The 12,338-nt window shown below is 59.0% G+C and carries 10 protein-coding genes; 6 read left to right on the top strand and 4 right to left on the bottom strand.

Annotated elements, in window-relative coordinates; all coding sequences use genetic code 11:
* Positions 1 to 139 precede the first annotated feature (139 nt).
* Together AOC04_RS10840 and AOC04_RS10835 are read left to right on the top strand one after the other, a co-directional pair.
* Positions 140 to 496, top strand: coding sequence for an SPOR domain-containing protein (locus tag AOC04_RS10840; protein ID WP_060693235.1), 357 nt, complete (start codon positions 140 to 142; stop codon positions 494 to 496).
* A gap of 143 nt (positions 497 to 639) precedes the next feature.
* Positions 640 to 1,260 carry a TetR family transcriptional regulator C-terminal domain-containing protein gene (locus AOC04_RS10835; RefSeq protein ID WP_060693233.1) on the top strand — a complete coding sequence of 207 codons (621 nt, stop codon included), beginning with the start codon at positions 640 to 642 and terminating at the stop codon, positions 1,258 to 1,260.
* A 123-nt stretch (positions 1,261 to 1,383) separates the two neighbouring features.
* Here the strand turns inward: AOC04_RS10835 and preA are convergent, their stop codons facing one another.
* The 3 genes from preA to hydA are packed head-to-tail and all read right to left on the bottom strand — an operon-like array spanning position 1,384 to position 5,524.
* Positions 1,384 to 2,658 carry an NAD-dependent dihydropyrimidine dehydrogenase subunit PreA gene (preA, locus tag AOC04_RS10830; protein ID WP_060693231.1) on the bottom strand — a complete coding sequence of 425 codons (1,275 nt, stop codon included), beginning with the start codon at positions 2,656 to 2,658 and terminating at the stop codon, positions 1,384 to 1,386.
* Positions 2,659 to 4,026, bottom strand: coding sequence for an NAD(P)-dependent oxidoreductase (locus AOC04_RS10825; protein WP_060693229.1), 1,368 nt, complete (start codon positions 4,024 to 4,026; stop codon positions 2,659 to 2,661).
* Between the two features lie 58 nt (positions 4,027 to 4,084).
* Complete coding sequence (hydA, locus tag AOC04_RS10820; protein ID WP_060693227.1) at positions 4,085 to 5,524, bottom strand: dihydropyrimidinase; 1,440 nt, start codon at positions 5,522 to 5,524, stop codon at positions 4,085 to 4,087.
* A 598-nt stretch (positions 5,525 to 6,122) separates the two neighbouring features.
* Between hydA and AOC04_RS10815 the strand changes: the two genes are divergently transcribed.
* Both AOC04_RS10815 and AOC04_RS10810 read left to right on the top strand, forming a co-directional pair.
* On the top strand, positions 6,123 to 7,610 hold the full coding sequence (locus AOC04_RS10815; RefSeq protein WP_060693225.1) for an NCS1 family nucleobase:cation symporter-1: 1,488 nt from the start codon (positions 6,123 to 6,125) through the stop codon (positions 7,608 to 7,610).
* 48 nt (positions 7,611 to 7,658) lie between these two features.
* Complete coding sequence (locus AOC04_RS10810) at positions 7,659 to 8,933, top strand: Zn-dependent hydrolase (RefSeq protein ID WP_060693223.1); 1,275 nt, start codon at positions 7,659 to 7,661, stop codon at positions 8,931 to 8,933.
* A 359-nt stretch (positions 8,934 to 9,292) separates the two neighbouring features.
* Here the strand turns inward: AOC04_RS10810 and AOC04_RS10800 are convergent, their stop codons facing one another.
* Entirely contained in the window at positions 9,293 to 10,996 is a 1,704-nt protein-coding gene (locus tag AOC04_RS10800; protein WP_060693218.1) for an amidase, read from the bottom strand.
* 264 nt (positions 10,997 to 11,260) lie between these two features.
* Here AOC04_RS10800 and AOC04_RS10795 point away from each other — a divergent pair, with 264 nt between their 5' ends.
* Positions 11,261 to 11,566, top strand: coding sequence for an NIPSNAP family protein (locus tag AOC04_RS10795; protein WP_060693216.1), 306 nt, complete (start codon positions 11,261 to 11,263; stop codon positions 11,564 to 11,566).
* 197 nt (positions 11,567 to 11,763) lie between these two features.
* Entirely contained in the window at positions 11,764 to 12,174 is a 411-nt protein-coding gene (locus AOC04_RS10790) for an SRPBCC family protein (RefSeq protein WP_060693214.1), read from the top strand.
* The last annotated feature ends 164 nt before the right edge of the window (positions 12,175 to 12,338 follow it).

Raw genomic sequence — 12,338 nt, 5'->3', positions numbered from 1 at the left:
GCCAGAAGTTTAATTCCCCACAAAGGAAAATTTCTCGCGTATGAGTCTTAAATTGGGGCGAATCGAATTTGTTCAAGGTGAGCAATGGTTGGCGCCCCAGTGATAAAATCGATTTACACATACAGACAGGGGAAACGCAGTGCGTAAAGTCATCGTGATGACAGCAATATTGGCCTTGACGGCTTGCGGGCAGGAGTCTAACGATAAAATCGAGCGGGCTAAAGCAGCTTCTGAGTCTGCGCAGGCCCAGGCCCCGGTTGCGCATTGGGCGCTAGAGATCACCGAGGGCCAGCAGGCGACAATAACCGATAGCACGGGAAGGCTTCTTGACAATGGTTTCACTCCTTATATTTATGAGCGTGAAGGCGTAAAACATTTCTTGATCGGTCCGTTCGCGACTGAGGCTCAAGCTCGGGAAGCCCAGGACAAGATGAAACTCAAGCCCAAACTCGACGGCATTGAAACCAACATTATTGAGTTGCCCGTCGCGAATTGACTTGATTGCGCGTCGTGTAGCTGCGTAAGCGTAGCCGTAACAGGCACTACTCGACGCCACTGGCGAGCTTTTTTTATGCGCACACGGGGTGCCGCAATTGTCAGGTGCTCATCGACGAAGCACGACGACAAGGGCAATAAGCAATGAGCAATCATAAAATTGAAATCCGTCGCGCGAATGTAGAGAAAATCCTTCTCGGCGCCGAGAAAGTTTTTGCAGAAAAAGGCTTCGCCGGGGCTGCAATGGCGGACATCGCCGCTGAAGTTCAGCTCCCACGTTCCAACCTGCACTACTACTTCAGCACCAAAACCGAACTTTACAGCGCCGTGTTACTGGGCTTGCTCGACGTGTGGAAGCAGGATGCGCTGTGTTTCGAGACCTACGACGACCCCCGTCTGGTCCTCAGCAGTTACATCCGGGCCAAAATGAATCACTCCCGTACCCGGCCCTATGGCTCGAAAGTCTGGGCCAATGAAATCATCCATGGTGCTCCTTCACTGGGGCGGGCGCTGGATGCAAGCCTCTATGACTGGGCCAAGATGAAAGAAGCCAAAATCCGCCAATGGGTCGCGGACAAACGGATTCTGCCGGTGGAGCCTGCCAGCGTGCTGTACATGATCTGGGCCTCAACCCAGCATTACGCCGACTTCGACCATCAGGTGAACATTCTCAACGACCACCAGCCACTGTCCGACATCCAGTTCGAGCGGGCAGTGCAGACGGTCACCAGCGTGATTCTGCGCGGTATCGGGCTGGAACCCTGAGACAGATCACCGCGCTATCATCGCCGGCGAGCCGGCTCCCACAGGTTCTGTGAACCTGGACCAGACCTGCAGGAGCGAGCCTCGCGATGCAGACGACGCGGTTTATCCGGCCAGACCTGTCCTTTAAGACGCCACGTGATACGGGTTGCGCGGATCATGGTTCCAGTCCAGGAACGGCAGGCCATTGTCGTGCGGCACCATCTCGATACACGACTCCACCGGGCAGGTGATCTGGCACAGATTGCAGCCCACACACTCGTCCTCGATGACTTCGTAACGCCGCGTGCCATCGGCCAGCTTGACGCTGGAAATGGCCTGGTGCGAAGTGTCTTCACAGGCAATGTGGCAGCGCCCGCAACCGATACAGGCGTCCTGGTCGATTTTGGCGATCACTTGATAGTTGATATCCAGGTATTTCCAGTCGGTGGTGTTGCCCACCGCCCGCCCGGAGAAGTCCTCCAGACTCGTGTAGCCCTGGCTGTCCATCCAGCGCGACAAACCATCTTTCATCTCGTCGACAATCCGGAACCCGTGGAGCATCGCCGCCGTGCACACCTGCACCGCACCGCACCCCAGCGCGATGAATTCTGCGGCATCACGCCAGCTGCCTATGCCGCCAATCCCGCAGATCGGCAAGCCCCGGGTTTGTGGGTCGCGGGCAATTTCGGCCACCATATTCAGGGCGATAGGCTTGACAGCCGAGCCGCAATAGCCGCCATGGGTGCTCTGACTGCCAACCATTGGCAGCGCCACCATGCGCTCAAGGTCGACACTGGTAATCGAGTTGATGGTATTGATCAGCGACACCGCATCGGCACCGCCGCGATGGGCGGCCCGGGCGCTGAGTCGCACGTCGGTGATGTTGGGCGTCAACTTGACGATCACCGGCATCGAGCAATAGGTCTTGCACCAGCGGGTCACCATCTCCACGTACTCGGGCACCTGGCCCACTGCCGCCCCCATCCCGCGTTCAGGCATGCCGTGGGGGCAACCGAAATTCAGCTCGATGCCATCGGCGCCGGTGGCTTCAACCAGCGGCAGGATGAACTTCCAGGATTCCTCTTCGCACGGCACCATCAACGACACAATCAACGCACGATCCGGCCAGTCTTTTTTGACCTGGGTAATTTCCCGCAGATTGATCTCCAGGGAGCGGTCGGTAATCAACTCGATATTGTTGATCCCCATGACTTCGCGGTTAGGCCCGAAGTGCGCCGAATAGCGCGACGATACGTTGACCGCTGCCGGGTCTTCACCCAGGGTTTTCCAGACTACGCCGCCCCAGCCTGCTTCATAGGCCCGCACCACGTTGTAGGCTTTGTCGGTGGGAGGCGCCGAAGCCAGCCAGAACGGGTTGGGTGCTTTGATACCGGCGAAAACAATCGAGAGATCGGCCATTTACGCGGCCTCCTGGTTAAGCATAAGTTGGGCATGGATGGCTTCTGCGGCCAGCTTGCCGTGTTGCACGGCCTGTACGGTCAGATCCTGGCCCAGAGAGGTGCAATCGCCCCCGGCATAGACCCCGGGGACGCTGGTGCGCAGTTGCTCGTCAACTTCAATCCGGTCACCCGCACGCTTCAACGCTTGGGCCAGGGGATCGTTCAGCGCGCTTTCATCAAACGTCTGGCCGATGGCCTTGAACACCGCATCGGCCGCCAGCTCGAAACTTTCACCGGTGTTCACCGGGCGTCCGCTTTCAAGACGGGTACGGGCAAAGCGCATGCCGCGCACGCGGCCTTGTTCATCCAGCAGCAACTCCTGCGGCTGGGCCCAGGTCATCAGTCGCACCTGATTGGCCTTGGCAATGTCTTGCTCGTGGCCGGTGGCCCCCATGTCCTCCAGCCCGCGGCGGTACACCAGGTTCACTTCTCGAGCACCCAGGCGGGCCATTTGCACCGCCATGTCGATCGCCGTGTTGCCCGCACCCAGTACGATGCAGCGATCGGCCAGAGGCAGTTGCGTCAGATCATCGCTCTGGCGCAGTTCGCGGATGTAGTCGGTGGCGGCCAGCAGGCCGGGTGCGTCTTCGTCGGGCAGGCCCAACTGCCGGCTGGCGGCCAGACCTATCCCCAAAAATACCGAATCAAACTGCAGGTGCAGTTCACTCAGGCTCAGGTTGCTGCCCAGTCGCTGACCGTGGCGCATCTCGATGCCGCCGATTTGCAGCACGAAATCCACCTCGCGCTGGGCAAAATCGTCCACCAGCTTGTATTTGGCGATCCCGTACTCATTGAGGCCACCGGCTTTGTCGTTGGCTTCAAAGATCACCACTTCATGCCCGAGCAGGGCCAGGCGATGGGCGCACGCCAACCCGGCCGGGCCCGCGCCGACCACGCCGATACGCTTGCCGGTGGGGGCTGCCCGATTGAACGGGTATTCGTTGAACTGCGCGTTGTCGACCGCATAACGCTGCAGCAGGCCGATTAAAACCGGGGCGCATTCCTGATCGTTATTACGCACACAGGCCTGCTGGCACAGCACCTCGGTCGGACACACCCGGGCGCAACTGCCGCCGAGGATGTTGGCCGAGAGGATCTTGTGCGCGGCGCCCTGGACATTTTCCTGCTGGATATTGCGAATGAACGACGGGATGTCGATATCGCTGGGGCACGCATTGACGCAGGGTGCGTCATAGCAATACAGGCAGCGCGAGCTTTCCAGCACAGCCTGTCGGGCGTTCAGGGGCGGTGCCAGATCAGTGAAATGACTGGCCAGCGCCACCGCATCTTCATGGGGATGCGGCAAATGGTTCAGGGACTTGATCACAGTGATTGCCTCACGGTTGTGGGGATCGCCTGCCTCTATGGGGCAGTGGTTTTTATATTCAGCGCTTTACAGCGACGGGCTTGTGCTGCTCGGCACGTTTCTTCAGCAGGTCGAACACAGCGGGGTAGGCCGCGCGCTCGATGTAGCGCCCGGCGCCGCGCACTGCCCGCAGGTCGCCATCGGCCCACACCACACGGCCCTGGCTGATGGTGTGGCTGGGCACACCGCGCACGGTCTTGCCTTCGAAGATGTTGAAGTCGACTTTTTGATGGTGGGTTTTGGCGGAAATCGTGCGCGTGCCCTGGGGGTCCCACAGCACCAGATCGGCATCGGCGCCGACCCGGATCGTGCCTTTGCGCGGGTACAGATTGAAAATCTTCGCAGTGTTGGTGGACGTCAGCGCAACGAATTCCTGCATGGAAAGGCGCCCGGTGTTTACCCCTTCATCCCACAACACCGCCATGCGGTCTTCAATGCCTGCCGTACCGTTGGGGATCAAGCTGAAATCATCGCGCCCGGCGGCCTTTTGCTCGGCACAAAAGCAGCAGTGGTCAGTGGCCGTAGTGTGCAGGTTGCCCGACTGCAAACCATGCCACAGCGCCTCCTGATGCCCGCGTGGACGGAAGGGCGGGCTCATCACGTAGCCGGCGGCGGTCTGCCAGTCGGGGTTCTGGTACACGCTTTCATCCAGCAGCAAGTGGCCTGCCAGTACTTCGCCATACACCGGCTGGCCCTGGCTGCGGGCGTAGGTGATTTCGTCCAGCGCTTCACGGGTCGAGACATGCACCATGTACAGCGGAGTACCGATGGTCTGCGCGATACGGATCGCCCGGCTGGCTGCTTCGCCCTCCACCTGGGAGGGGCGCGACAGTGGATGGGCCTCGGGTCCGGTCATGCCCTGGGCCATGAGCTTGCGTTGCAAGTGATACACCAGCTCGCCGTTTTCGGCATGCACGGTGGGCACTGCACCCAGTTCCAGGCAGCGCTCGAAACTGGCGACCAGAGTGTCGTCGGTGGCCATGATCGCGTTTTTGTAAGCCATGAAATGTTTGAAGCTGTTGATCCCGTGGTGACTGACCAGCTCGGCCATTTCTTCGCGCACCTGCTCGCTCCACCAGGTAATCGCCACGTGGAAGCCGTAATCCGAAGCCGATTTTTCAGCCCAGCCGCGCCATTGATGAAAGGCCTCCAGCAAGGACTGCTGAGGGTTGGGAATCACAAAGTCGATAATTGAAGTTGTGCCACCGGCCAGACCGGCAGCAGTACCACTGAAAAAGTCTTCGCTGGACACAGTCCCCATAAACGGTAATTGCATATGGGTGTGCGGATCGATACCGCCGGGAAGTAAATATTGACCGCTGCCATCGAGCACTTCGCAGCCGGCCGGAACATCGAGATCAGTTCCAATTGCGCGGACTAGACCGTCAGCGCAATAAACATCAGCACAATAACTTTCATCATGGGTCACAAGCGTAGCGCCACGGATTAACAGTGACATACCGAGTTCCTCGCAGGCAGACCGGCTAGAACCGGTTCTAAGTGTTGTTATTACGACCGCTGTACAGGATCGGTTCCTGTCACTGGTGTCAGGAATGAAATCTAGAGTGTTGTTGCTAAATGATCAAACTTTATTTTTAAAGCGCTTATATTTATATAACTAAATGATTTATATAGATTTTTTATTTAAATCACCAAAATAGTGCGCGACATCACCATTTTGACGCACTTGACAGGATTCAAATATAGGCGAAGTTTCTTATGCTAAATCAGGCGCTTGAGGCCCTGAACCAACGGGAGCGTAAAGCGGAAAATAAATAAGCGTGCACCGAGTTGTTTCGTTTTGTTATATGAAAAAACGGCTACGAGTTAGAAGACGGCCTTTAACGGGAATGAGTGTCATTTGTCTTGATGTTTAAAACCTTTTAAACCAGCCAGTTGCAAGTACCCAAAGCCGATGTGCTGGGAGAAGTAACTAACACGGCACAGTTCTTGATTGTCGCTGCCACTACCGGATTCACCGGACCAGGCAAGTGAGTCGCACTGCGTTAATGCGCAGCGCCTGTTACCAGAACACCAAAACAAGAGAGTGAACGAGCATGCAGCCAAGCAGATCACAAGTCACCGAACGTAACGGGCTGTTCGAACTGGAGGCGGGGACTGACGTTCTCGACAGTCCCCGATATAACCACGACATGGCGCCCACCAAAGTTCACGAGCGCACCTGGAACAAATGGCATATCACGGCGCTGTGGATCGGCATGTCGATTTGTGTGCCGACCTATACCCTGGGCGGTGTGTTGACCGCTTACTTCGGGCTCAGTGTGGGCGAGGCGCTGCTGGCGATTTTGCTGGCCAACCTGGTGGTCCTGATCCCGCTGACCCTCAATGCATTTGCGGGCACCAAGTACGGCATTCCGTTTCCGGTATTGCTGCGTTCCTCTTTCGGCATCATTGGTTCCAACGTTCCGTGCCTGATTCGCGCCCTGGTGGCGTGTGGCTGGTTCGGCATTCAAACTTTGTTCGGCGGCCTGGCCATTCACCTGTTTCTGGGGTCGGTATTTGAAGGCTGGAAAAGCCTCGGCGGCACCGGTGAAGTGATCGGCTTCATGGTGTTTTGGGCCCTTAATTTGTGGGTGGTACTACGCGGTGCCGAGTCGATCAAATGGCTTGAAACCCTGTCTGCACCGTTGCTGGTACTGGTTGGCATCGGTTTGCTGGTTTGGGCGTTACCCAACGTGTCTATGACCGAACTGCTGGCGCAGCCGGCCAAGCGCCCCGAGGGTGCCAGTGTGTATGGCTATTTCTTTGCAGGCCTGACCGCGATGGTCGGCTTCTGGGCGACCCTGTCGCTGAACATTCCGGACTTCAGCCGTTACGCCAAAAGCCAGAAAGACCAGATCCTGGGACAGCTGTTCGGCTTGCCCCTGACCATGTTCCTGTTCGCCGCGCTGGGTGTGGTGATGACGGCTGCATCGGAAAAACTGGTGGGGGTTACGGTGTCTGATCCGGTGAGCCTCATTGGCCACATCCAGAGCCCCGGCTGGGTGGCCCTGGCCATGGCCCTGATCATCATCGCCACACTGTCCACCAACACGGCGGCCAACATTGTGTCGCCCACCAACGACTTCCAGAACATCGCCCCAAAACTGATCAACCGCACCACGGCCGTGATATTGACCGGCCTGGTGGGGCTGGCCTTGATGGCCCATGAACTGCTGAAAAAACTGGGCCTGCTGGTCTCGGACGTGAGCCTGGAAACCGTGTACTCCAACTGGCTACTGGGCTATTCCAGCCTGCTGGGGCCAATTGCCGGGATCATGGTGGTCGACTATTTCATTATCCGTCAGCAAAAACTCGACCTTGAGGGGCTGTACCTCGATGGCGTGTACCCGGCCTGGAACTGGAACGGTTTCATTGCATTCGGGGTGCCGGTGGTACTGACCCTGTTGTCACTGGGCAGCAGCGCCTTCAGCTGGTTCTACGACTACGGCTGGTTTACCGGATCCTTGCTTGGCGCTGCGATTTACTACGGCCTGAGCCGCTTGAGCAACCCGCAAACAGCGGTCGTCAAAGGTGCGATCTGAAATCGCCACCCCATCAACTCTTACAATAAACTGCCTGAGGAAAAGACCATGAACGCTGTACAAGACCTTCAGCAGCAACGCCCGCAGTCCGTCAATGGAGAACGCCTTTGGGCCTCGCTGATGGAATTGGCGCAACTGGGTGCCACAGTCAAAGGCGGCGTGTGTCGCCTGGCCCTGACCGACCTCGACCGTCAGGCCCGGGACATCTTTGTACGCTGGTGTGAAGAAGCGGGCTGCACGGTCAGCGTCGACGCGGTGGGCAATATTTTCGCCCGCCGTCCGGGGCTCAATCCCGACTTGCCGCCGGTGATGACCGGCAGCCATATCGATACCCAGCCCACCGGCGGCAAATTTGACGGTTGCTACGGGGTGCTGGCCGGCGTCGAAGTACTGCGCACACTCAACGACCTCAACATCCAGACCCGGGCGCCGTTGGAAGTGGTGGTGTGGACCAACGAAGAAGGCTCGCGGTTCGCGCCGTGCATGATGGGCTCCGGAGTCTTTGCAGAAAAATTCACCCTTGAAGAAACCCTGGCCAAGACCGACGCCCAGGGCGTGACGGTTGCCGAGGCCCTGAATGCCATTGGTTATGCCGGCAGCCGCAAAGTCAGCGGCCACCCGGTGGGCGCCTACTTTGAAGCCCATATCGAGCAAGGGCCGATCCTTGAAGACGAACGCAAAACCATAGGCGTGGTGCTTGGCGCGCTGGGGCAGAAATGGTTTGACCTCAACCTGCGCGGCGTAGAAGCCCACGCGGGGCCGACCCCGATGCACCTGCGCAAGGATGCACTGGTTGGCGCGGCGGCCGTGGTGGCCGCGGTCAACCAGGCCGCCTTGAGCCATCAACCCCATGCGTGCGGCACAGTGGGCTGCCTGCAAGCCTATCCGGGCTCGCGCAACGTGATCCCGGGTGAAGTACGCATGACCCTGGATTTCCGTCACCTGCTGCCAGAGCGGCTGGACGCCATGATCGAACAGGTACGCGGGGTGATCGAAGCCACCTGCCAGCAACACGGCCTGAGCTTTGAACTGACCCCGACTGCGGACTTCCCGCCGTTGTACTTCAACCCCGACTGTGTCGATGCAGTGCGCAATGCGGCCAATGAACTGGGCTTATCCAACATGGACATCGTCAGCGGGGCAGGGCATGACGCGATCTTCCTGGCCGAACTGGGGCCGGCGGGGATGATTTTTGTGCCCTGCGAGGGTGGGATCAGCCACAACGAAATCGAGAATGCCGATCCCGCGGACCTGGCGGCAGGCTGTGCGGTGTTGCTCAAGGCGATGCTTGCGGCATCGGAGATTGTTGCGCAAACCCGCTAAGGATGGCTGGCGCTGCGCGCCAGATCGCAGCCTTCGGCAGCGACTACAGGTCGGATTTTGTTTTTGATCTTGATCTGCTCTTGATCTTCAAGCCCTTTCGGGAGGCCGAGAGGAGGTTCTGCGCAGTGGTCCTCCCGGCAAGGCCTTTTTGGTTCCTTTTGTGGCTGTTTGACAAAAGGGACTCGCTGTAAGAGCGAAACCGATAGTCGAGTTAAACGCCTGTAATGGATATGTACGCGGTCTGTCAGTTACTTGCGCCGAGTACATATCCATTTGATGAGCCTTCGTGTCGCCCCGAATATCGAGTGGCCGCAGGAACATCGTCTTTAAAAGCCAAAGCCAAAGCCAAAGCCAAAAGCTTATGCCAGTGGCGGGGTCCGCGGCGGGATCAGGCGCTTGCTACCGGTGGCTTCAAACGCCGCCGCAAACCGCAACAGCGCCGAATCATCATAAGCCCGACCGGCAAAGGTCAGCCCTACCGGCATGCCAATATCCGCCATCACACCCATCGGCACCGTCACCGTAGGCACACCCAGATGCCGGATCGCCAGGTTGCCATTGGCAACCCAAACCCCATTACTCCACGCAATATCCGCCGAATCGGGATTCACATCGGCATCCGCCGGCCCTACATCGGCAACCGTGGGGAACAACACCGCATCCAGACCCAGGCGATCCATCCAGTCCTCAAGATCAATCCGGCGGGTCTGCTCCAGACCGCGCAGGCCGTCAGGCAAGGTACTGATCCGGTCCCACGGAGTAATGCCGCGCTCGGCCATGCGCACATATTCATCCATGCCCGCCGCCAGTTCATCTTCGCGGTTGGGCAGCGTTCCCGGGTCGTGGGGGAAGATCAGAGCGCCGTCAACGTCAGCCAGACGGTTGAGTTTCGGATCACCATTGGCCCGCAGGAAGTCATCAAACGCCCAGGCCGACAGCTCCCACAATTCATCATGCAAAAACTCTTTGGAGACCAGCCCGCGAGTGAACACGGTGGGCGCACCAGGGCGATCTCCCTCGCAATTGGACACCAGCGGGAAGTCGACTTCGATCACTTCGCCGCCCCGGGCCTCAATGGCCTTGCGCGCTGCTTGCCAGAGCTCGATCACCGAGGCCCGGGTAATGATCCGCTGGCCGGTCGGGCCGCCGATACCCGGTGCTTGGGCCGTACCCGCTTCGGGGTCGGCATTGATGTACATGCGCGGCACGCCAAAGCGCTTGCCTGCGAGTGCTTCAGCGCCGGCGTTGAGCTCTGCATAAGAGGCAGGGCGCACTGCGGCCACCGCGGGGATCGGCACCCAGGGTTGCAGGCGCCACAGATCGCCACGGGTGTCCGGATCTTCGGCCACGACCACATCGAGTACTTCAAGCAGGTCGGCCATGGTTCTGGCGAACGGCACCACCACGTCCATGGTCGGGGTCAGCGGCCAGTTGCCACGCACCGAAATCACCCCGCGCGAAGGGGTATAGGCGCACAAACCATTGTTCGAGGCCGGGCCACGTCCGCTGGACCAGGTTTCTTCCGCCAGGCCGAATGCCGAAAAACTGGCTGCCGTTGCCGTGCCTGCACCGTTCGATGAACCCGAGGCAAAGGGCGCGGTGAGGTAATCGGCGTTATACGGGCTCTCGGCACGGCCATAGACCCCGCGCTGCATGCCACCGTTGGCCATGGGCGGCATATTGGTCTTGCCCAGGCAAATGGCCCCGGCGCCGCGCAGGCGTTCGATGGTAAACGCATCGCGATGGGCCACCAGATCCTTGAATGCGGGGCTGCCCGACGCTGCGGTCAGGCCTTTCACCAGATAGCTGTCCTTGGCGGTATAGGGGATACCGTCCAGAGGTCCCAGCGCCTGGCCCTTGGCCCGACGTGCATCGGCTGCCTGTGCTTCGCTCAGCGCTTCAGGGTTGCGCACCACCACCGCGTTGAGCGCCGTGGCGGTGTCGGGACCGTCATAGGCCTCGATCCGGGCGAGATAGGCCTGCACCAACTCAACCGAAGTGGTCTGGCCGGACTCGAGCGCGGCGCGCAGTTGGGCGATGGGGACCTCAGTGACTTCAAACATGCGCTTACCGCTGGTTGCTGATGGGGGAGGCAGAGCTTATCTAAACTCATACCTGCTCAGCCAGCGATCTAATGATAAACCCTGCCGACCCAACCCCGCCCACTGTAGGAGCGAGCTTTTTACTGGATCCGGATTGACTGGCGAGTGAGCGCAGCCATATTGAGAAGCTCGCGAGGCAAGCTCGTGGGGGGCAGTGATGGCGTATTGACCCTTCAGGAGGCTGCGGATTAGTCTCGGCCTCCTTTTACGCCATGGACTGATGACATGATTACCTGCCACCTGCGCTACGTGATTGACCCTTACAAACTGGCCGAATTTGAAGCGTACGGGCGGTTGTGGATACCGCTGGTAGAGAAATTCGGTGGCATCCACCACGGCTATTTCCTGCCCTCGGAAGGCGCCAACAATATTGCCCTGGCCATGTTTTCGTTCCCGTCCCTGGCCGCTTATGAGGACTACCGCGATCGCTCGAAAACCGACGCCGAGTGCATCGCGGCTTTCAAACTGGCCGAAGACAATCGCTGCATCGTCAGTTACGAGCGCACCTTCTTGCGTCCGGTATTCGAATAATCCGGGTGGGACGGGCCCATCGACTTCGCCCGGGTTGCTTTATCGTCGCGAGTGCAGGCGGCTAAAGTCTTATTCGGGTTTGGACCGCGGATCGGTCACTATCCGGTTCAATGCTGCCACTGCCACCGTGGTCCTGCGCGGTGACGGTGGTATGGTCGGGCTCACATTTGTTTCAGTTATCCGGAGAGACACATCACATGGCAACGGCATCAGCGGTAATCGATATCCCGGCTTCGTCCGACCAGGTCTGGCAATTGATCGGCGGCTTCAACAGTCTGCCTGACTGGTTGCCGATGGTTACCCGAAGCGAACTCAGCGAAGGCGGGCGCTTGCGCACCCTGCGCACAGACGATGGCACGGTGATCGTCGAGCGCCTGGAAGCCTTCGATAACGCGGCTAAAACCTATAGCTACTCCCTCGCTCAGTCACCGTTCCCGGTGAAGGACTATCTGGCGACCTTGAGCGTTGAGGCGCTGGGGGATGGCTCGCGAGTGCGCTGGTCGGGGCTTTTTACGCCGGTCGGTGTCAGTGAAGTCGAGGCGCAGGAACTGTTCAACGGCGTCTACCAGGTTGGCCTCACTGCGTTGCGAGCCAATTTCCCGGGTTGATCAATAGGCTTCTCCCCATCCTGTAGGAGCGAGCTCGCTCCTACAGGATGAATGCGGTTTCCAGGATTGCATGCATCTCTTGTGGGAGCTGGCTTGCCAGCGATGGTGATGGATCAGCCGACAGTTTTTTACACGGGGAGGGTAGTGGCATATTGCCAACAAGC

This window comes from Pseudomonas versuta, assembly GCF_001294575.1.
GTDB classification, from domain to species: Bacteria; Pseudomonadota; Gammaproteobacteria; order Pseudomonadales; family Pseudomonadaceae; genus Aquipseudomonas; species Aquipseudomonas versuta.
This window is presented reverse-complemented; position numbering and strand designations above follow the sequence as displayed.

Bases quoted from the DNA above. Each gene is read 5' to 3' on its own strand.
- AOC04_RS10835 (WP_060693233.1), top strand. From the start codon at position 640: ATGAGCAATCATAAAATTGAAATCCGTCGCGCGAATGTAGAGAAAATC.
- preA (WP_060693231.1), bottom strand. From the start codon at position 2,658: ATGGCCGATCTCTCGATTGTTTTCGCCGGTATCAAAGCACCCAACCCG.
- hydA (WP_060693227.1), bottom strand. From the start codon at position 5,524: ATGTCACTGTTAATCCGTGGCGCTACGCTTGTGACCCATGATGAAAGT.
- AOC04_RS10815 (WP_060693225.1), top strand. From the start codon at position 6,123: ATGCAGCCAAGCAGATCACAAGTCACCGAACGTAACGGGCTGTTCGAA.
- AOC04_RS10810 (WP_060693223.1), top strand. From the start codon at position 7,659: ATGAACGCTGTACAAGACCTTCAGCAGCAACGCCCGCAGTCCGTCAAT.
- AOC04_RS10800 (WP_060693218.1), bottom strand. From the start codon at position 10,996: ATGTTTGAAGTCACTGAGGTCCCCATCGCCCAACTGCGCGCCGCGCTC.
- AOC04_RS10795 (WP_060693216.1), top strand. From the start codon at position 11,261: ATGATTACCTGCCACCTGCGCTACGTGATTGACCCTTACAAACTGGCC.
- AOC04_RS10790 (WP_060693214.1), top strand. From the start codon at position 11,764: ATGGCAACGGCATCAGCGGTAATCGATATCCCGGCTTCGTCCGACCAG.